21 protein-coding genes and 3 pseudogenes are annotated in these 19,803 nt (G+C 62.4%); 17 read left to right on the top strand and 7 right to left on the bottom strand.

Translation table 11 applies throughout. The features are described from left to right. Window positions 1–280 precede the first annotated feature (280 nt). The 5 genes and pseudogenes from sbnA to A9762_RS29125 all read left to right on the top strand — a co-directional run bounded on the left by sbnA (window position 281) and on the right by A9762_RS29125 (window position 3,220). Window positions 281–1,348: a 2,3-diaminopropionate biosynthesis protein SbnA gene (gene sbnA / locus A9762_RS02170; RefSeq protein ID WP_240493410.1), complete on the top strand. Its 1,068-nt coding sequence runs from the start codon at window positions 281–283 to the stop codon at window positions 1,346–1,348. Further along, window positions 1,345–1,650 (top strand): annotated as a pseudogene (locus A9762_RS29350) (hypothetical protein); the annotation flags it as partial. The gene sbnA and the pseudogene A9762_RS29350, both read left to right, overlap by 4 nt. Window positions 1,651–1,684: 34 nt before the next feature. Continuing rightward, on the top strand, window positions 1,685–2,131 hold the full coding sequence (locus A9762_RS29130) for a hypothetical protein (RefSeq protein ID WP_069340364.1): 447 nt from the start codon (window positions 1,685–1,687) through the stop codon (window positions 2,129–2,131). Beyond that, window positions 2,128–2,922, top strand: a complete 795-nt coding sequence (locus A9762_RS02160; RefSeq protein ID WP_240493409.1) for an adenylosuccinate synthetase — start codon at window positions 2,128–2,130, stop codon at window positions 2,920–2,922. Before A9762_RS29130 ends, A9762_RS02160 begins: the two co-directional genes overlap by 4 nt. Then, window positions 2,897–3,220 carry a hypothetical protein gene (locus A9762_RS29125; RefSeq protein ID WP_069340363.1) on the top strand — a complete coding sequence of 108 codons (324 nt, stop codon included), beginning with the start codon at window positions 2,897–2,899 and terminating at the stop codon, window positions 3,218–3,220. The genes A9762_RS02160 and A9762_RS29125 overlap by 26 nt, the downstream gene beginning before the upstream one ends. A gap of 12 nt (window positions 3,221–3,232) precedes the next feature. On the opposite strand, the pseudogene A9762_RS29345 reads toward A9762_RS29125, so the two are convergent. Further along, window positions 3,233–3,889 (bottom strand): annotated as a pseudogene (locus A9762_RS29345) (autoinducer binding domain-containing protein); the annotation flags it as partial. Window positions 3,890–4,524: 635 nt separating this feature from the next. On the opposite strand from A9762_RS29345, the gene A9762_RS02150 reads away from it, so the two are divergent. The 7 genes and pseudogenes from A9762_RS02150 (at window position 4,525) to A9762_RS02125 (ending at window position 9,765) form a co-directional block, all read left to right on the top strand. Further along, window positions 4,525–4,998: a DUF2244 domain-containing protein gene (locus tag A9762_RS02150; protein ID WP_069340362.1), complete on the top strand. Its 474-nt coding sequence runs from the start codon at window positions 4,525–4,527 to the stop codon at window positions 4,996–4,998. Window positions 4,999–5,039: 41 nt separating this feature from the next. Beyond that, window positions 5,040–6,263 (top strand): annotated as a pseudogene (gene coxB, locus A9762_RS02145) (cytochrome c oxidase subunit II); the annotation flags it as partial. 46 nt (window positions 6,264–6,309) lie between these two features. Next, a complete protein-coding gene (gene ctaD / locus A9762_RS02140; protein ID WP_069340360.1) occupies window positions 6,310–7,902 on the top strand; it encodes a cytochrome c oxidase subunit I in 1,593 nt (530 codons plus the stop codon). A gap of 2 nt (window positions 7,903–7,904) precedes the next feature. After that, window positions 7,905–8,024, top strand: coding sequence for a cytochrome oxidase small assembly protein (locus tag A9762_RS29120; protein ID WP_217426338.1), 120 nt, complete (start codon window positions 7,905–7,907; stop codon window positions 8,022–8,024). After that, window positions 8,025–8,651 (top strand): cytochrome c oxidase assembly protein, encoded by a 627-nt coding sequence (locus A9762_RS02135; protein WP_069340359.1) that lies wholly within the window; start codon window positions 8,025–8,027, stop codon window positions 8,649–8,651. Beyond that, window positions 8,644–8,865 (top strand): DUF2970 domain-containing protein, encoded by a 222-nt coding sequence (locus A9762_RS02130; RefSeq protein ID WP_069340358.1) that lies wholly within the window; start codon window positions 8,644–8,646, stop codon window positions 8,863–8,865. Before A9762_RS02135 ends, A9762_RS02130 begins: the two co-directional genes overlap by 8 nt. 39 nt (window positions 8,866–8,904) lie before the next feature. After that, the gene (locus tag A9762_RS02125; RefSeq protein WP_069340357.1) at window positions 8,905–9,765 is read left to right on the top strand and encodes a cytochrome c oxidase subunit 3; all 861 of its coding nucleotides are present in this window, start codon (window positions 8,905–8,907) and stop codon (window positions 9,763–9,765) included. A gap of 369 nt (window positions 9,766–10,134) precedes the next feature. Here A9762_RS02125 and A9762_RS02120 read toward each other — a convergent pair whose 3' ends face one another. Continuing rightward, on the bottom strand, window positions 10,135–10,338 hold the full coding sequence (locus A9762_RS02120) for a twin transmembrane helix small protein (RefSeq protein WP_044453748.1): 204 nt from the start codon (window positions 10,336–10,338) through the stop codon (window positions 10,135–10,137). Window positions 10,339–10,482: 144 nt separating this feature from the next. Here A9762_RS02120 and A9762_RS02115 point away from each other — a divergent pair, with 144 nt between their 5' ends. The 5 genes from A9762_RS02115 to A9762_RS02095 all read left to right on the top strand — a co-directional run bounded on the left by A9762_RS02115 (window position 10,483) and on the right by A9762_RS02095 (window position 14,880). Beyond that, a complete protein-coding gene (locus A9762_RS02115) occupies window positions 10,483–11,208 on the top strand; it encodes an SURF1 family protein (protein ID WP_069340356.1) in 726 nt (241 codons plus the stop codon). 47 nt (window positions 11,209–11,255) lie between these two features. Next, a complete protein-coding gene (locus tag A9762_RS02110) occupies window positions 11,256–11,888 on the top strand; it encodes a cytochrome C oxidase subunit I (RefSeq protein WP_069340355.1) in 633 nt (210 codons plus the stop codon). Between the two features lie 117 nt (window positions 11,889–12,005). Next, on the top strand, window positions 12,006–13,202 hold the full coding sequence (locus A9762_RS02105; protein WP_069340354.1) for a heme A synthase: 1,197 nt from the start codon (window positions 12,006–12,008) through the stop codon (window positions 13,200–13,202). 19 nt (window positions 13,203–13,221) lie between these two features. Next, window positions 13,222–14,127 carry a heme o synthase gene (gene cyoE, locus A9762_RS02100; protein WP_069340353.1) on the top strand — a complete coding sequence of 302 codons (906 nt, stop codon included), beginning with the start codon at window positions 13,222–13,224 and terminating at the stop codon, window positions 14,125–14,127. Window positions 14,128–14,274: 147 nt separating this feature from the next. Further along, a complete protein-coding gene (locus A9762_RS02095; protein ID WP_069340352.1) occupies window positions 14,275–14,880 on the top strand; it encodes an SCO family protein in 606 nt (201 codons plus the stop codon). A 149-nt stretch (window positions 14,881–15,029) separates the two neighbouring features. Here the strand turns inward: A9762_RS02095 and cydX are convergent, their stop codons facing one another. From cydX to rpoH, 5 genes are all read right to left on the bottom strand, one after another. Next, window positions 15,030–15,146: a cytochrome bd-I oxidase subunit CydX gene (gene cydX, locus A9762_RS02090; RefSeq protein ID WP_042114280.1), complete on the bottom strand. Its 117-nt coding sequence runs from the start codon at window positions 15,144–15,146 to the stop codon at window positions 15,030–15,032. A 15-nt stretch (window positions 15,147–15,161) separates the two neighbouring features. Further along, window positions 15,162–16,298 (bottom strand): cytochrome d ubiquinol oxidase subunit II, encoded by a 1,137-nt coding sequence (gene cydB, locus A9762_RS02085; RefSeq protein WP_069340475.1) that lies wholly within the window; start codon window positions 16,296–16,298, stop codon window positions 15,162–15,164. Between the two features lie 27 nt (window positions 16,299–16,325). After that, on the bottom strand, window positions 16,326–17,930 hold the full coding sequence (locus tag A9762_RS02080; RefSeq protein ID WP_069340351.1) for a cytochrome ubiquinol oxidase subunit I: 1,605 nt from the start codon (window positions 17,928–17,930) through the stop codon (window positions 16,326–16,328). Beyond that, window positions 17,920–18,294, bottom strand: coding sequence for a cytochrome oxidase putative small subunit CydP (cydP, locus tag A9762_RS02075; protein WP_069340350.1), 375 nt, complete (start codon window positions 18,292–18,294; stop codon window positions 17,920–17,922). Before cydP ends, A9762_RS02080 begins: the two co-directional genes overlap by 11 nt. A gap of 494 nt (window positions 18,295–18,788) precedes the next feature. Further along, window positions 18,789–19,637, bottom strand: a complete 849-nt coding sequence (gene rpoH / locus A9762_RS02070) for an RNA polymerase sigma factor RpoH (RefSeq protein WP_240493420.1) — start codon at window positions 19,635–19,637, stop codon at window positions 18,789–18,791. Window positions 19,638–19,803 lie beyond the last annotated feature (166 nt).

Below are 19,803 nucleotides of genomic sequence, written 5' to 3'. Positions count from 1 at the left end.
TGACGGTGATGAAATCGGCGGAATTTCCGCCGATTTCTTTTTCTACGCCCGCTTTCCTGTTGCCCGTTTTTCCCACGTGTCAGCCGCTGTACGGCGGGCTGGACATGGCTGTCCGACGCCTGTCGTCGCATAGCCGCAGCCTGCGTCCTACACGACCATGCAGGTATTCCGCGCGCCGCTGCTTCGCTTAAATATGGCTTCACGGCGTCCACGTCATCGTGTCGCCGCTGGGCGAATTCTCGGGAGGTGGGGAGTGGGTTATCAGCACGAAACGTCGGCCGTGCCACAGTCAATCGAAGTTGCGCGAAGCGATCGTCTGCGCGACTTACCGAACCTGCGTGTCGATGCAGAGTTCCTGCGCCCGACGGTCCCGGTATTCACCACTATCGAAGGTCTTTGCGCCGCATCTGTGTCTCTCAAGATGGAGGGGCTGAACGCGGCGGGGTCGATCAAGCTCAAGACGGCGCTTCAACTGATCGACGATCTCGAAGCGACGCATCGGATTCGTGCGGACACCTGCATTCTCGAATCGTCGTCGGGAAATCTCGGCGTGGCACTTGCATTGGTGTGTGCCAATCGCGGCTATCGCTTCACTTGTGTGACCGACCCGAATACATCGCGACAGGCGGTGCGAACCATGCAGGCCGCAGGGGCTCGCGTCGTACGCGTCGATCGCCGTGATGCACAGGGCGGATATCTTGCGACGCGCATCGCATGGATTCGGGAGCAGGTCGCGCGAGACCCGCGTTGTGTCTGGGTCAATCAATACGCGAATCCGGCCAATTGGCGAGCGCATTTTCGATGGACGGCGCCGGAGATCTTCTCGGCATACCCCGATGTCGATCATCTTTTCGTCGGTGCAGGCACGACGGGCACCTTGCTGGGATGTCTGCATTACGTACGCGCGCATCGCTTGCCGACCCGGGTCGTCGCCGTGGATGCGCAAGGCTCGGTCACCTTCGGCGGCTCGCCGGGGCCGCGTCGTATTCCCGGTCTCGGCACCAGTTGCCGTCCGCCGCTGTGTGAGCCGCCGGACGCCGAATCTCCCGATGCGATCGTCTATGTCCCCGAGGCCGATACCGTGCGGATGTGCCGCACGCTGGCACAACGCGGATTGCTTACCGGTGGGTCCACAGGCAGTGTGTTGCGCGCGGTACAGATGTCTTCGGCAGAGATTGCCGCGAGCGACACGGTCGTCGCCATCGCACCGGATATGGGAGACAAATACCTCGATACGATCTACGACCCGGACTGGGTGGCTTCCTGTGTCGAGGGGTTCGACAAGGCGTCGGCGTCGCCCGACGTGCCATCGTACGACGTCGAAACGGTTTCGCCCGCGCTGTCATGAACGCACTTCCGACACCGCAGTTTCGCGTATTTACAGGCGAGCAGGTCGACGCAGCCGTTCGCGACGGCAAGCGCGCCATCCTCGCTACCGTCGAAGCCGCGTATCGCGCGCACCACGCCGGGCGCACCGTCAATCCGGAGAGTCAGTTTCTGCGATTCCCGGAGGCGCAGCGCAATCGCATCATCGCGCTGCCTGCGCATATCCAAGGCGATAGGAGCGAAGACGGTGATAAAGGCGATGACGGTGAGGCGATCACGGGCATCAAGTGGATATCGAGTTTCCCCGGGAACATCGAACGGGGTGTGCCACGCGCTTCCGCTGTGCTGATTCTTAACGATGTCGTCACCGGGTACCGAAACGTCGTTGGAGCATGCCATCCGGCAATCGGACGTGATCGTGTTCGCCACCACGGCGGCGTCTCCCCATCTGCACGATCCCGAGTGGTTCTCGCACTGCCCGGTCGTGCTGCATCTGTCGCTGCGCGATCTCGCGCCGTCGATCGTGCAGGCGTCCTGCAACGTCGTCGACGACATCGACCACTGCCTGCGGGCGATGACATCGCTGCATCTCACGGAGGTCGCCACGGGGCACCGGCGCTTCGTCAGGACCTCGCTGCCGCATCTGCTGTGCGGAGGAGAACTGCCCGCCCGTGATCGGCCCATTGTCTTTTCACCCTTTGGACTCGGCATTCTCGACATCGCCGTCGGGCATTGGGTCTATGAACGCCTCGCCGACCGGCAGGCACCTGTTCCTCGCTTTTACTTTGATTTGCAACGCGCATGACCACAGCTTTCCTTCCCCCTTCCTGCCCCTCCGCGTCTTCCTGCGATTCGAATTCGCCTGTCACCGACGGCTTCGCCGACGTCCTCGTCGGGCTGCAATACGGCGACGAAGGCAAAGCGAAGATCATCGATGCCCTCGCCCCGGGCTATGACGTGATCGCTCGCTTTAACGGCGGCGCAAACGCCGGACACACCATCGACACCCCGCAAGGGCGCATTGCGCTCAAACAACTCCCTTCGGGTGTCTTTCATCCACATGCCATGCTGTACATCGGTTCGGGGTGCGCCATCAATCCGTGGAAGCTGGCCGATGAGATCGAGCAATTGCGGCAGATGGGCATCTCGCTCGAGGGGCGTCTGCGAATCAGTGCGCGTGCGGCGCTGGTGCAGCCACATCACATTGCGATGGACCGGCGTGGCAGCGAGACGATCGGTACGACGGGAAACGGTATCGGACCTTGCTATGCAGATCGCGCCTTGCGCGTGCGCAACGACACGCGCGTCAACTTGATGCTCGGCGACCTGCTGGGCAACGAGGCGGATACCGTGGTGGCGATGCGGGAGATATTCACTCGCATGATCAATGCGGATGGCGGTACGTCGCCGTGGGTCGCGGAGATGTCGGATCTGCTGCTGGGCTTGCCGGGCGTGGCACAACGACTGCGGGCTTACGTCGAACCGGACCGTGGTTGGCTCACGACGCGTGTCAAGGCGGGAGCAAAGGTGTTGTTCGAAGGTGCGCAGTCCGTGCTGCTCGATGTGGTCGATGGCAGGCAACGCGGCAGCGGCTGACGGCAACATCCTGTCCGGCATCGCTGCGGGATTTCTCGATCTCTACGCATTGGGAGTCACGTCCGCTGTGCCGCGATTGCTGGCCGCGCAGGCCAGCAGCTCGAACAGCATCTCGCAAGACTGGCGGGAGAACGATGAGACTTGCGCGCTGCCTGAAGCGCCGACGGCCGTGACGCCCGATACCGTGGCGGACAGTCTGTCGGTGAGCCGTCCCGGAGACCACTTCGCGGCGCTGCAAGCGTTGCGGGTCACACGTGGCGCATGCATCGCGCTGGAGGATGCGCCCGATCTCCCATGACGTCTTGCCTCTCGCCACCCACCTCAGGCACTCACGCTCGCGCGGCGTGAGGACGGGCGCACTGCGACGTGCGGCCTCGCGTTGCACGAGGCGCCACACCGCTTCGTGGACGTGTGTCGCCAGCGCGACACCGGCGTGCTGCATCCACGTCTGTGCGCAGTCGTGCGTCGTTGTCTGCGCATGAGGCTGACGTGAACGCGAAAGTGGCGCGGGCGCAGCAATAGACAACGACGGTGTGCGCCACGGCGAAGACAGGCTCAACGTTCCCAGGGCGCCGGATGGCGTGTAGACCGGATACGTCACGCCGAAGCGCAATCCCGCCTTGCGTTGTTCATTGAGCAGTTGCCGGGTTTCGGGGGACGCATACAGCGAGGGCTTCCACTCCACCGGCGTCAGTTGACGTGCAGCCAGGGCGAGTGCCGGATCGATGGCGGCGAAGTGTTGCGCGTCGTAGTGCGTCTGCCAGGCCGGCGGCAGATTCGCGAGACGTGGCGTCGAGGTGGTGCCATCCGGCAACGGAAATTGGCCGCGATAGCAGAAGTAGCGCTGCCGCAGCGCGCTGCACAGCGACGACAGCAACGTGCACAGCGTGTCGAAATCGGTGGCTGCCGATAACGCGTTCAGGCCATCGGCAAACGAGCGATGAGGGAGACGGCGCGTGGCTTGCATGGCATGACGATGTAGGGAACATGTTTCGCTTGTAGCATGCGTCTCATGAGCGCGCGCATCGTCGGTTGCTGAGTCGGTGTGCGAGGCGTCGCCGTGCTGTCGCTATCGCAAGTCATCGCATGCCATGGCATCACGTGCGCACAACGGCAATGCAGCGAACTCGCCGAAAACGCGGGGCGCGACATAACGTCGCACGCGAATTCTGCTGCACCGTCTACTGTTGATGGATATCGGACGAATCCCGCATCGCAGCGAAGTGCATCGTGCGATGGATGGGCGAGGCGATGCGAGGGCAGACGTCGGGAGCGAGTGCGGAGCATCGATTTCCGAAGTTGTCGATCAGGGTATTCAGGACACCGCAACGAGTGCCGTCGTGTTGCAATGTGTCAAACCGGCGACGCATAGGGAGTATCCCGTAGTTGCCCGGCCGCTGGGATTTTTCGCTAGGGGAATTACCGGATTTCCCTTTTGCATCAATGGGTTCAGGAGGATGCTATGGCGCGCCAAATACTCGGTATCAATGTTGTCGCTTGGAGAATGCGCGTTCTATAATGCGGCAGTTTGTCGCGGCCCGGACGCATCAAGTTCCCGGCCGTCGGACATGAAAGACCCAAAATGCCCCACGGGTGACGGCGATGCTCGCAGCCTCTTCTTCCGATGCCGGATCGGTGACGAAGGAATGGACGCACAAGCGTAACTGCGCGATATCGCCGCGCCAGTTTGTCCTGTTCTACCTGTCGTTGGCCGCCGTTTCATTGGGTGTTGCCTTGATTGCGGCGTGGCGCGGTGGGTGGTTGGTCTTGCCGTTTACAGGCCTGGACTTGCTCGTGGTGGGCGTTGCGTTCGTCATTCATGCCCGGCATGCCACAGATTACGAGGTCATTCGGTTGTCGCCCGTGAGCCTTGTGGTCGAGCAACGTTCAGCACAGAGGTTGACGCAATTCGAGTTCAATCCCCGCTGGGTGCGCATCGACATCGAGAAGCCGCCGCGTACGCGCATTGTCTTGCGCTCGGGTAGCCGCTCGGTCACCGTCGGTGCCTATCTTGCGCCGCATCGCCGCGAAACGTTTGCGCGCGAGCTGCGCCGTTGTCTTGCCCAACAGGCCTGAGAGATGGAGACGATCTCGGGCGACCGCCAGGGAGGATTTGGATGGTAATTTTGGGTAAGGAAGCTATGAAAAAAACGAAACACGCCTTGGCGGCTTTCCTTGCGGGCGCCTCACTGCTCGCCGGCGCTCCGGCACTGGCGGCGGTCACGGATATGCCGGGGGGGCCGGCCGTCAACGAACTCAACTTCCAGCCGCCGGTCACGAAACTCGCGGAAGAGCTTCACAGCCTTCACACCATGATGTTGATCATCTGTCTGGTGATCTTCCTCGCGGTGTTCGGCGTGATGTTCTACTCGATCATCAAGCACCGCAAATCCAAAGGCCATCAGCCCGCTAATTTCCATGAAAGCACCACGGTCGAGGTGATCTGGACGGTCGTGCCGTTCATCATTGTGATTCTCATGGCGCTGCCCGCCACGAAGACCGTTGTCGCCATGAAAGACACCACCAACGCCGACATCACGATCAAGGTGACCGGCTACCAGTGGAAATGGGGCTACGACTACCTGAAGGGCGACGGCGAGGGCATCAAGTTCCTCTCCACGCTTTCCACGCCGCGCAATCAGATCGACGGCACGGAGCCCAAGAGCAACACGTATCTTCAGGAAGTCGACAACCCGATGGTCGTGCCGGTCAACAAGAAGGTGCGTCTGATCACCACGGCCAACGACGTCATTCACTCGTTCTACGTGCCGGCGTTCGGTATCAAGCAGGACGCCATTCCGGGCTTCGTGCGCGATACGTGGTTCAAGGCGGAAAAGGTCGGTGAGTATCGCGGCTTCTGTACGGAACTGTGCGGCAAGGAACACGCGTTCATGCCGGTGGTCGTGAAGGTGGTTTCGGAAGACGACTACAACAAGTGGGTCGACACGCAGAAGAAGGCGATGGCGGCGTCGGCCGACGATCCGAACAAGACCTACACCGTGCAGGAATTGATGGAGCGAGGCCAGAAGGTCTACGCGTCGAATTGCGCGGTGTGCCACCAGCCGAACGGCAAGGGCGGCGGTGCGTTCCCGGCGCTCGATGGCGGCAAGATCGTGACGGGCCCGGTGGCTGACCACATCAGCATCGTGCTGCATGGCAAGAATGCGATGCCGAACTGGTCGCATCTGAATGACGTGGAGCTTGCGGCCGTCATCACGTACGAGCGCAATTCGTGGAGCAACAAGACCGGCGACGTCATTCAGCCGGCGCAGGTGCGCGAAGCGCGCGGCAACAAGTCGGCCAATGCGGCCGGTGCCGCCGATGCTGCCGTCAGTGCAGCGAAGAACAGCTAAGTCGTTCGACCAGTTCGAAGCAAGGAGATTGGGTATGAGTTCCATCGCTCACGATCACGTGGCGGGTCACGACGATCACGCGCACGACCATCCGCACGGATGGCGTCGCTGGCTGTTCGCGACGAATCACAAGGACATCGGCACGATGTACATGATCTTCTCGTTCGTCATGCTGCTCTCGGGCGGCGTGATGGCGCTGATGATCCGTGCGGAATTGTTCGAACCGGGCCTGCAGTTCATTCGTCCGGAGTTCTTCAACCAGCTCACCACGATGCACGGGCTGGTGATGATTTTCGGCGCGATCATGCCGGCGTTCGTGGGCTTCGCGAACTGGATGATCCCGTTGCAGATCGGCGCGTCGGACATGGCGTTTGCGCGCATGAACAACTTCAGCTTCTGGTTGCTGCCGGTTGGCGGTCTGCTGCTGATCTCGTCGTTCCTCGTGCCGGGCGGCGCCACGGCTGCCGGCTGGACGATGTACGCACCGCTGTCGGTGCAGATGGGACCGGGCCAGGATCTGGCGATCTTCGGTGCGCACATTCTCGGCGCGTCGTCGATCATGGGCGCGATCAACATCATCGTCACGATCCTGAACATGCGCGCACCGGGCATGACGCTCATGAAGATGCCGATGTTCGTGTGGACGTGGCTGATCACCGCCTATCTGCTCATCGCCGTGATGCCGGTGCTCGCCGGCGCGATCACCATGCTGCTGACCGACCGCCACTTCGGCACGTCGTTCTTCAACGCCGCGGGTGGCGGCGACCCGGTCATGTACCAACACATCTTCTGGTTCTTCGGACACCCGGAGGTGTACATCATGATTTTGCCGGCGTTCGGGATCGTGTCGCAGGTGATTCCGGCGTTCTCGCGCAAGCCGCTGTTCGGCTATAGCTCGATGGTGTACGCCACGGCATCGATCGCGATTCTGTCGTTCATGGTGTGGGCACACCACATGTTCGTGACGGGCATGCCGGTCACGGGCCAGTTGTTCTTCATGTACGCGACGATGCTGATCTCGGTGCCCACGGGCGTGAAGGTCTTCAACTGGGTCGCCACGATGTGGAAGGGCGCGCTCACGTTTGAGACGCCGATGCTCTTCTCCGTCGGCTTCCTCTTCGTGTTCACGATGGGCGGCTTCACGGGGCTGATCCTCTCGCTCGCGCCGCTCGACATTCAGATGCACGGCACTTACTACGTGGTGGCGCACTTCCACTACGTGTTAGTGGCCGGGTCACTCTTCGCGTTGTTCTCAGGGTTCTATTACTGGGTACCGAAGTGGACCGGCCACATGTACAACGAGTGGCGAGGCAAATTCCATTTCTGGGGCTCGCTCATCACGTTCAACGTGACGTTCTTCCCGATGCACTTCCTGGGTCTGGCGGGCATGCCGCGTCGCTACGCCGACTATCCGGCGCAGTTCACGGACTTCAACCAGTTGGCCACCATCGGCGCATTCGGCTTCGGCCTGATGCAGGTGTACTTCCTGTTCTGGGTGGCGTTGCCGACGTGGCGCGGCGGCAAGGCGGCAGAAGCCAAGCCGTGGGACGGTGCGGAAGGACTGGAATGGACCGTGCCGAGTCCGGCGCCGTTCCATACGTTCGAGACGCCGCCGAAGGTGCATTGATCATGGCGCTCAGTCCTGAACAGCGCGCGAGGAACCTGCGCACCGGGCTGATTCTCGGCTCGGTGGTGCTGGTGTTCTTCGTCGGTGTGATGATCAAGACCAAACTTCTGGGCGGTATCTGAATGGGCGGCCTGCGACGCATCAACGTGCGCACCTTCAGCAAGTTGTTGCTGCTGGTTGCGGTGATGTTCGGCTTTGGATACGCGATGGTGCCGTTCTATCGCGCGTTCTGCGATCTCGTGGGCATCAACCAGCTGGGCGATCGCACGACCGAAATCAGCGCGCGCAATTCGCAGGTCGACGAGAGCCGCACGATTACCGTCGAGTTCGACGCCAACGCGCAGGGACCGCTGCGCTTCAAGCCGGCGAAGAGCAGTCTGACGGTGCACCCGGGGCAGATCGCGACCATCGAGTACGAAGTGGCGAATCAGCAGCCGCACGAAGTTCGCGCGCAGGCGATTCCGAGTTACGCCCCGGCACAGGCGGCAAGCTACTTCAAGAAGATCGAGTGTTTCTGCTTCACGCAGCAGACACTCAGGGCCGGCGAGGCCAAGGAGTTTCCGGTGGTGTTCGTGGTGGACACGAAGCTGCCCAAGGATGTGAATACGATCACGCTGTCCTATACTTTTTTTGATCTCGGCAAGAACGATGCCAATCAGCGCGATCAGCGCGCGGACGCCCCGACGGGTTCGCAGGTTGGCGAGGTGAACGCAGGAGCGACAGGAGGAGGCAAGGGCGGCAATGGATGACCTGAAGGAGGCGACCCAACGCAAGCTGTCGTTCGTCCAGACCATCGGTGCGGTGTTCTGGTCGTTTTTCGGCGTGCGCAAGGGGCGCGATCACGATCGCGACATGGCACAGCTCAACCCTGTGCATCTGATCGTTGCGGGGCTGATCGGGGGCATCCTGTTTGTCGTGGCGCTGGTGTTGTTGGCGAAGCTCGCCATTCGGCTCGCGACGTGAATGGCATAGACAAAGAGAATCAAGCCTGGAGAGATAAGAATGAGTGGTCAACACCAAACAGCGCCTTACTACTTCGTGCCGGCGCCCTCGCGCCATCCGGTGAGTTGCAGCGTCGGCCTGCTGGTGGTGCTCGGTTCGGCCGCCGCGTGGGTCAACGGCCAATCGTGGGCACCGTGGACAGCGTTGCTCGGCCTGCTGTGGGTGCTGTGGGTACTGCGCGCCTGGTTCGGCGACTCGATCGCGGAGTCGGAGGGCGGTCTGTACGGGCGACGCATCGACGTGTCCTACCGCTGGGGCATGAGCTGGTTCATCTTCTCCGAGGTGATGTTCTTCGCGGCGTTCTTCGGTGCGCTGTTCTACGCACGCACGCTGGCGATGCCGTGGCTCGGCGACCTCGATAACAAGCTGCTGTGGCCTGACTTCACCGCCGTGTGGCCGAACGCCGGTCCGGCTGGCGTGGTCGATGCATTCGAGACGATGGGTCCGTGGCCGATCCCGACGCTCAACACGGCACTGCTGCTGACCTCTGGCGTCACGCTCACGATCTCGCACCACGCGCTGCGTGCGAACCATCGTGGCAGCGCGATCTTCTGGCTGTTCGCCACCGTCGTGCTCGGCTTCGTCTTCCTCGGCTTCCAGGCGTACGAATATCACCACGCCTACACCGAACTGAACTTGAAGCTGACCTCGGGCGTGTACGGCTCGACGTTCTTCCTGCTCACGGGTTTCCACGGGTTCCACGTGATGTTGGGCGCGATCATGCTCTCCGTGATGCTGATCCGTCTGATGAAGGGGCACTTCACACCGGATCATCACTTCGGCTTCGAAGGCGCCGCATGGTACTGGCACTTCGTGGACGTGGTGTGGCTCGGGTTGTACGTCGTGGTCTACTGGCTCTGACGTCGATACCGACCTCGCTCTGGGACGCCGCCGGTTTCCGGCGGCGTTTGCATTTTCGCGACGGTTGTCCGACGGAGCGCCGGGCGGCCGGTTGATGTGCCGAAACCAGGGATATTGCCGGATAGGCCAGTAGGGGCTTTCAGGGAGATATCGGCGCGACGTAGGCGTAATGCGGCCTTATGTCGCACGAGGCTGGATGCCCCGAACGTGGCGCCGTTGTGCCACGTTGTGCGATGCCTTGCGAGCGTCGAGTGGCGGAATCCGGCAGAAAGCAGGAAGAACCCGTGAAGGCAGCGAGAGAAAGGACGAAAGCGAGGGCGAAAGCGAGGATAGGGTGCGGCGATTTGCCGCAGGAGCGTGGCGCGGGACTCAGTATCGTATGCCCGTGCTGTGAATCCAGCCCATCCAGTTGGCGAACAGGATGAGCAGGAACAGCGTCACCGACAGGCCGACACGCACCGCAAGCGATTGCACGGTGCGATTCGATCGGCCCTTGTCCCGCATCATGAAAAACAATGCGGACGCCAGACTGCCGAGAATCAGGACGAAGGCGATGGCAACGATGATGCGCATGATCTGTCCGATGACGGGAATTCGTCATTATCGGGCAACGCATCCGCGCTGGCACGCTGCAATGCAGTGTGGCGCACCGGCGTTGCGCTTCATCGAACGACAGCCGGACAAGGAACGTACGTGTTGAAAACCCTTTTGCGCGGTATGCGGCCGGTGCCGGCGGTACTGATTCTGCTGGGCGTGATGCTCACTGCAGCGCTCGGCGTGTGGCAATACCAGCGCGCGCAGATGCGTCTGGCGCGTCAGGCGCAGATCGAGCAGGCCGAACACGCGCCGGTGGTGGCGCTCGGTGCGCAGACGTATGCGATGGACGACGTCACGCATCGTCGCGTACGTGTGACGGGGCGTTTTCTGCGCAACCGCGTGGTGTATCTGGATAACCGCCCGCGCAACGAGCTGCCCGGTTTCTACGTGGTGATGGCGTTGCAGGTGTCGCCGGATCACGTGGTGCTCGTCAATCGCGGCTGGTTGCCGCGCGATTTGCGCGACCGCACGTCGATCATGCCGTATGCCACGCCGGCCGGAGACGTCACCATCGAAGGCATTGCCGCGCCGGATCCGTCGCGCGCCTTCGAACTGGGGCATGGCGGCTCGGCGGCAGGAATGTCGATTCGTCAGAATCTCGATGTGGCGGATTACGCGCGCGAGACGTCGCTGCCGCTGCAACCGTTCGTCATCATGCAGACTAACGACACGGGCGACCATCTGCTGCGCGACTGGCCGGCGCCGGCGACCGGCGCGGATCGCAACTATGGTTATATGGCGCAGTGGTTCGGCATGTCGCTGATTCTGGCGCTGCTGGGGCTGCGTCTGGCGTATCGGCGTGGACGCCGGATGGCCACGGCCACCGACGATTTCAAGCGGGCATGACGGCATAGGGATACAGGGCAAAGATGAGTGCAGACGTGAGGACCGGCATGAGTGCCGACGCAAGCGCCGGACGCACCGGCACCCCCGCCATCGACCCGGTGCAGCGACGCCGTGCGCGTCGCATGCTGGTGTTGCTGTTCGCCGTGTGTGCGGCGCCCGCAGTGGCGGCGTATCTGATGTATTACGTGTTCAAGCCGCAGGGTGGTACGTCTGCCTACGGCAAGCTGATCGAGCCGCAGCGCCCGCTGCCTGCGCTGGTCGTGCACGACGACGAGACGGGCGAAGACCTCCCGTTATCATCGTTGCGCGGCAAGTGGCTGATGATCAGCGCGGACACGGCGACCTGTGACGAGAATTGCGTGAGCAAGCTCTTCTACATGCGGCAGATCCGCGTGTTGCAGGGCAACGAACGCACGCGCGTGGAAACGCTCTGGCTGGTGACGGACGGCGCGCCGGTACCGAAGCAGATCGACGGTGCCTATGAAGATACGCGTCGCCTGCGCGCCGATCCGATCGCGCTCGCCTCGTGGCTGCCGACGCAGGACGGCACCGGCCTGCGCGATCACATCTATCTGGTCGACCCGCTGGGCAACCTGATGATGGCGTTTCCCAAGAACGCGGACCCGGGCAAGATCAAAAGCGATCTGTCGCGACTGCTGAAGTGGTCGGGTACGGGTTGAGGGGCAGGGTGAGCGCTTGCCGACCTGGCGAGAACACACTGCCGTCTCACAAGACAGTCCGTGCGCGAGGGCGCGCCGGATACGACGAAGAATTGATGCGGAACTGACGTAATACCGATGCTTTACCTTCTGGAACTGGGCTTCATCGGCCTGTGTATCGCGGTGCTGCCGCTGGGCTGGGTGCTGCTGCGCCGCGACGCCAACAAGTACCGCAAACTGGCCTGGGTGACGACCTTTCTCACGCTCGACCTGATCATGTTCGGCGGTTTCACGCGCCTGACGGACTCGGGGCTGGGGTGTCCCGACTGGCCGGGGTGCTACGGCACGTCGTCGCCGTTCGCCGCGCACGCCGACATCCACGAGGCGCAGATGCTGCTGCCCACAGGCCCGGTGACCTTCGTGAAGGCATGGATCGAGATGATTCATCGCTATTTCGCCATGGCCGTCGGCGTGCTCATCATCACGCTGATGGTGATGGCGTGGGTCAAGCGCCGCGAACTGAAGCAATCGCCGTGGCTTGCCACGTGGCTGCTGGTGCTCGTGTGCGTGCAGGGCGCGTTCGGCGCGTGGACCGTCACGATGAAGCTGCAACCCGTGATCGTCTCCATTCACCTGATGTTGGCGCTCACATTGCTGGGGTCGCTGGCGTGGCTGGCATCGCGACAGATGCCGCTGGCGAGCGTGGCGGCCGATGCCGGGGCGTTGCGCTGGCGCTGGGCGGCGTTCATCGGTCTGGCGCTGCTCGTCTTCCAGATTGCCCTTGGCGGATGGGTAAGTACCAACTACGCTGTATTGGCATGTACCGACTTCCCAACGTGTCAGGGTCAGTGGATACCGTCGATGGACTTCCATAACGGCTTCAAGCTGTGGCGAGCACTGGGCAAAACCGCCGGGGGCGAAGTGATTCCGATGGACGCGCTCGTGGCGATTCATTGGGCGCACCGCACGTTTGCCGTCGTCGTGGTGCTGTATCTGGCGTGGCTGGCGAGCGTGCTGCGACGTCATGCCGCGCTCAGAAAGCTCTCAATTCTGGTATTGATACTGGTGCTCGTGCAATTTGCCACGGGACTGTCGAACATCGTTTTCCAGTGGCCGTTGCTTAACGCCATCGCGCATAACGGCGGGGCGGCGGTCCTGCTGCTTTTGCTCGTCATGTTAAACTACCGCATTCGCGCCGCCCGCCATATCGAAGCGGCGCGTGTTGCGTCCGGCCTGATGAATCAGGCAGACCTTCCGGCCCGCCAGCAGTCTCTCTCCGCGGAACCGGCCGCCGCACCGCTCGGCGCTCCTTCTGCGCCGTCTGGCCCGGCGTAGCGCATTGCCTTCAGAGTGTATGAAAAGCACGACCCTTCCCCATCCGCCGGCTAGCCGTATCGCGCAGTACTGGGCGCTGACCAAGCCCCGCGTGACGCAGCTCGCCGTCTTCTGTGCCGTGATCGGCATGTTCCTGTCCACGCGCGGCATGGTGCCGTGGCAGGTGCTGATCGGCGGCACCATCGGTATCTGGCTGCTCGCCGGATCAGCCTTTGCCGTGAACTGCCTGATCGAGCAACGTGTGGACGCGCTTATGCGCCGCACCGCGTGGCGTCCGTCCGCGCGCGGCGAGATCGCCCCGTGGCAGATCATCGTCTTCTCGACGATTCTGGGCGCCGCCGGCATGGTGGTGCTCTACACGTTCACCAATGCGCTGACGATGTGGCTCACACTGGGCACGTTCGTCGGTTACGCCCTGATCTACACCATCATCCTCAAGCCCTCCACGCCGCAGAACATCGTGATCGGCGGTGCTGCCGGTGCAATGCCCCCGGCACTCGGCTGGGCCGCCGCGACCGGCGCCGTGCCGGCCGATGCGTGGATTCTGGTGCTCATCATCTTCGTCTGGACGCCGCCGCACTTCTGGGCGCTCGCGCTGTATCGCCGTCAGGACTACGTGAACTCAGGGTTGCCGATGCTGCCGATCACGCATGGCGAGAAGTACACGCGCCTGCAAATCCTGCTGTACAGCGTAGTGCTGTTCGCCGTGTCGCTGCTGCCGTTTGCGCATCGCATGAGCGGTTATCTGTATCTCGCGTCTGCGGTCGTGCTCTCGGGCATCTTCCTCGGTTACGCGATCAAGCTGTGGCGCAAGTATTCCGACGAGCTCTCGCGTTCGATGTTCCGCTACTCGATCGTCTATCTCTCGCTGCTGTTCGCAGCATTGCTGGTCGATCACTACGTGCAGATCTATCTGCTCGGCTGATCAGGCCTTAGCAAGAACCGGGCGGCACCGGCTTTTCGATCCGCCAACGCTGCATCACGACGACAGGCGCGTTACGGTATTCTCTGCCGGCGCGCCTGTTGGTTTTTCGGAAGGCGTTTTTTCCATACGTTCTGGGGTCATTCGTTCATGAATCTTGCTGTCATCTGGTTGCGCCGCGCGATGTTGCTCATGGGGCTCACTGTGCTTCTCGCCGCTTGCGGCAAGGACGGCCCGACGTTCACGAGTCTCGATATCACCGGCAACAAGGAGTTCGCGCAGAACTTCTCGTTGCAGGACCCGCAGGGCAAGACGCGCACGCTGGCCGACTACAAGGGTAAGGCGGTCGTGATGTTCTTCGGTTACACGCATTGCCCTGACGTTTGCCCGACCACGATGGCCGAACTCAATCAGGTCATGCAGAAGCTCGGTGCCGACGATGCACAGCGCGTGCAGGTGCTCTTCGTGACGGTCGATCCGCAACGCGACACGCCGGAGTTGATGGGCCAGTACGTGCCGGCGTTCAACCCGGCCTTCGTCGGACTGCGTCCGGCGGACGATGCGGCGCTCAAGGAAGTCACCAAGTCGTTCCGTGTAGTCGTGAACAAGGTCGAAGGCTCGACGCCGAACAACTACACCATCGATCACACCGCGGGGATTTACGTCTTCGATCCGAACGGACAACTGCGCCTGTTCATGCGTCCGGACGAGCCGGTCGACGCGATGGCGAAGGATCTGAAGACGTTGCTGAGCTGAGTTGATCCGAGCGGTTTCGACCCGGACGCCAACGGTGTCGAGTCTCACCCGCCCATAAAAAATCGCGCCCTTTGAGGCGCGATTTTTCATTTCCGGCGTCATGTCTGTTACGCCCCGAGCGCCGCAGCGCCCGAGGCGTATCGTCAGTCTCAACTACCTTCCTGACTCCGACGCTCCAGATCGTCGTGCGCTTCGAACCACATCACATTGATGATGCCGAACGCGAGCGCGAGGCCAAGGCCGAGAATCCAAGAGAAGTACCACATGTCGCGACTCCTTGATCAGTACATCGTGTGCGGGTTGTCGTTGACCGTCTCGATCGTCACGCGGCCACGGATCACGCGATACACCCAGCCGGTGTAGAGCAGGATGATGGGCAGGAAGACGATCACGGCGATCAGCATGATTTGCAGCGTGAGCTGGCTCGACGTGGCGTCCCAGACCGTCAGGCTGCTGCCTGGCGCGGTGGCGGACGGCATGACGAACGGGAACATCGAGAAGCCGGCGGTGAGGATGATCCCGGCCATCATCAGCCCGGTCACGACGAACGTCCAGGCGTAGGCGCGGCTCGTGGCAAGCAATGCCGCGAGCACGGCGCACAGGCAGGCCACGACCGGCGCGGCGATCATCCACGGATAGGTGTGATAGTTCGCGAGCCACAGTCCCGGCCCCGTGGTGACCTGCTTGAGCAGCGGGTTGGCCGGCGAATCGGTCGGGCCCATCTGCGTGATGGCGAAGCCGTCGACGTGCGTCGCGACCAGCACCCCTGCCACGAGGAACAGCAGCAGTGTGCCGAGTGCGGTGAAGCGCATGATGCGTCCGGCGCGCGCCGCCACGATCGGATCGGCCTTCATGCGCAGGTGCGCCGCACCGTGCGTGAGCAGCATCAGCAGGCTCACGAGTCCGCATAGCAGCGCGAACGGGTTGAGCAGCGCCCAGAACGATCCGGTGTACGTGGAGCGCAGGGTGTTGTCGAACGAGAACGGCAGGCCGAGCAGCAGGTTGCCGAAGGCCACACCGAACACCAGCGACGGCACCGTGCTGCCGACGAACAGCGCCCAGTCCCACGACGTACGCCAGCGTGCGCTTGGCAGCTTGTTGCGATAGTCGAAGCCGACCGGCCGCAGGAACAGCGCGAACAGCACCAGCAGCAGCGCCCAGTACAGGCCGGAGAACGCCGCCGCGTAGACGAGCGGCCACGCGGCGAACATCGCGCCGCCGGCCGTCACGAACCAGACCTGATTGCCTTCCCACGTGGGGGCGACGGTGTTGATGATGACGCGTCGCTCCGCGTCGTTCTTGCCGAGGAAGGGCAGCAGCGTGCCGGTGCCCATGTCGAAGCCGTCGAAGAAGGCGAAGCCGATCAGCAGCACGCCGATGAGCACCCACCAGATCAGCTTGAGTACGGTGTAATCGATCATCATGATGTGGTTTCTCCCTGACGATCAGACCGAAGTGGCCGGACGGTCGCTTGCGATGGCAGACCCGCCGGACCCTTGCGTCTCGAAGTGATAGCGGCCGGTGTGCAGCGACGACGGGCCGAGCTTGACGTACTTCACCATCAGGAACATTTCAATGATGAGCAGCGCGGTGTAGAAGATGATGAATCCCGCGAGGCTCATGTACAGATCGGTGGCCGAGAGCGACGACGTGGAGAGATGCGTCGGCAGAATGCCGGCGATGGTCCACGGCTGACGCCCCACTTCGGCGACGATCCAGCCGAACTCGGCCGCAAGCCACGGCAGCGGAATGGCCCATACGCACCAGCGCAGGAACCATGCGGCGCGCGGCTTGAGCAGACGACGTCGCGCACACAGCCAGAAGGCCCACAGGAACGTGAACAGGAACAGGAAGCCGAGGCCGACCATGATGCGGAACGACCAGAACACGGGCGCGACCGGCGGAATCGTGTCGTTGGCCGCCATGTGAATCTGTTCGGGCGTGGCGTCGACGACGTTCGGCGTGTACTTCTTGAGCAGCAGGCCGTAACCGAGATCGTCCTTGTACTTGTCGAACTCGGCGCGCACGGCGGGCGACGTATCGCCGCTACGCAGCTTTTCGAGTGCCGCGAACGCCAGCATGCCGCGTTTGATGTTGTCCTTGTGCTCGTCACGCAGTTGCGTGAGACCGATCACCGGCGTGTCGACCGAGCGCGTGGCGATCAGACCCATCGCCCAGGGAATCTTCACCGCGTAGTCGGTGCGCTCTTCCTTCTGATTCGGGAAGCCGAACAGCGTGAACGATGCCGGCGGCTTGGCCGTCTCCCATTCCGCCTCGATGGCGGCGAGCTTGACCTTCTGCACTTCACCCGTGGTGTAGCCCGACTCGTCGCCCAGCACGATGACGGAGAGGGTCGAGGCCAGCCCGAAGCCCGCCGCGACCGCGAAGGAGCGCAACGCGAACGGCACGTCGCGACGCTTGAGCAGGTACCACGCGGAGATGCCGAGCACGAACATGGCGGCGGTCACGTAACCGGCCGACAGCGTATGCACGAACTTCACCTGCGCCACCGGGTTGAAGACCACTTCCCAGATGCTGTTGAGCTCCATGCGCATGGTCTCGTAATTGAAGTGTGCGCCGACCGGATTGTTCATCCAGCCGTTCGCCACGAGAATCCACAGCGCGGAGAGGTTCGAGCCGAGTGCCACCGCGAACGTCGTCGCCAGGTGACCGATGCGCGAGAGCTTGTTCCATCCGAAGAAGAACAGGCCGACGAACGTCGCTTCGAGGAAGAACGCCATCAACCCTTCGATGGCGAGTGGCACACCGAAGATGTCGCCGACGTAATGCGAGTAGTACGCCCAGTTGGTCCCGAACTGGAATTCGAGCGTGAGACCGGTGGTCACACCCATCGCGAAGTTGATCAGGAAGAGCTTGCCCCAGAACTGGGTCATGTCCTTGTAGATCTGCTTGCCGGTCATCACATACACCGACTCCATGATGACGAGCAGCCACGACAGGCCCAGTGTGAGCGGGACGAACAGGAAGTGATACAGCGCCGTTATGGCGAACTGCAAGCGCGAGAGGTCGACGACTTCGCTACTGATCATGGCGGACACCTTGATTTTTGGTGGGGGACTGCGCTTCGACGGCCTGCGGCCCGATGAGGGCGCGGGCCACGACGTCCGGCGGCAGCTGCATGTGTTTGGCCATCGGGGCGTCGAAGAACGCGTGCTTCAGAATGAAAAGGAGTACTACCTTGATCGCGAGTACGATCAGGATTTCGAGGGCAAAGCGGGAAGGGCGGGTGCGCCAGCGCCGGATTATCCAGGCCAGTGCGCCGGATGCCGGTGGGGCAGCGGATGCGGTGCCTGACGTCGATGTCTGTGCGCCGCCTGGTGCGTTGCCCGACGACACGACAGCGGCGGCGGTCGCGGCGAGAGGCTTCGGACTGCTAGGAGAGTGGGTGTCCATCCGTGACGGCTCCTGGCGTCGAAAGTCGTGTGTTGGGAACAGCGTCGACTTTCGGCGCATTTTGCCTTATCGCTTGAAAATGTCAAACCGCAGCGCACGGGGGCGGATGACACGCAGATGACGCTGGTTCGATGCGGATCTGCCGCCACGAGCGTGGCAGATGAAGCGGATTCGAGACAAGGGTCCGGCGCGGCGAACGGCCCCCGGGCCGTCCTTCGCACGTAGCATGGCCACGTACGAGCCGATTCTATCGACGGGCCTCGGGCACGACCTTGCGATGCATCAAGTCTCGCGCAGATGGCGGGTGAACTTTCGATGGGCAATAAAAAAGCCCCGTGAATGTCACGGGGCTTTGTGAGCCTTTATGGGGCTTGGTTGCCGGCGGTTTTCTGCCGGCCTGGAGCAGGGTGTCGTGTGGCAATTTGTCGCGTGTTGCCTGCGATGCCCCGCTCGGGTGTTACGTGTGCGCCATTACGTCGTCAGGCGAGCCGCCATCAGGCGTACGCTTGCAGTGCACCCTTCATCTTCTTCATCGCGGCCACTTCGATCTGGCGGATGCGCTCGGCGGACACGCCGAATTCGTCAGCCAGCTCGTGCAACGTGGCGCCACCGCTACCGTCGTCGGCGACCGACAACCAGCGCGCTTCGATGATGCGGCGGCTGCGCGGGTCGAGACGGCCGAGCGCCGTTTGCAGACCATCGCTTTGCAGATGGTCACGCTCGCGCGCTGCGATCACGGCGGTCGGCTCCTGATGGGAGTCGGCCAGATAGGCGATCGGGGCGAAGCTTGCGCTGTCGCCGTCGTCGCTGTGACCTTCGAGCGCGATATCGCCGCCCGACATGCGGGTTTCCATCTCGATGACGTCTTCACGCTTGACGTTCAGATCGCGGGCGACCTGATCGATCTCTTCCGGCGTGAAGGCTTGAAGGCCCTGCTTCTGGCTGCGCAGGTTGAAGAACAGCTTGCGCTGCGCCTTGGTCGTCGCGACCTTGACCGTGCGCCAGTTCTTCAACACGTATTCGTGAATCTCGGCCTTGATCCAGTGCATGGCGTACGACACGAGCCGGACACCCTGCGTCGGGTCGAAGCGCTTGACGGCCTTCATCAGGCCGATATTGCCTTCCTGAATCAGGTCCGCATGCGGCAGGCCGTAACCGAGGTAGTTACGCGCGATCGAGACCACCAGACGCAGGTGCGAGAGCACGAGCTGACGGGCGGCTTCGAGGTCGTCTTTTTCACGCAGACGCTTGGCGAGCGACTGCTCTTCCTCGGCGGAAAGCATGGGAATGCGATGGACAGCCTGAATATAGCTGTCGATATTGCCCAGACTGCCCGGCAGCATCAACGCCGACGGGGCAAGAGCGAGGGCACGCGAATTCGGCGCCGTGCCGGTGGCCGGCGTCGTCGGATGCTTGTTGGCGGCAGTACTCAAGTGGTGGACTCCTGGTTAGCCTCTGGGAAAGCATTTTAGCACTCTCTTTCGATGAGTGCTAAAGACGTTAGAACCC

Origin of the sequence: Pandoraea sp. ISTKB (genome assembly GCF_001721285.1) — a bacterium.
Lineage (GTDB): Bacteria > Pseudomonadota > Gammaproteobacteria > Burkholderiales > Burkholderiaceae > Pandoraea > Pandoraea capi.
Note: the sequence above shows the minus strand (reverse complement) of the source record. Positions and strands in the feature narration are given on the sequence as shown.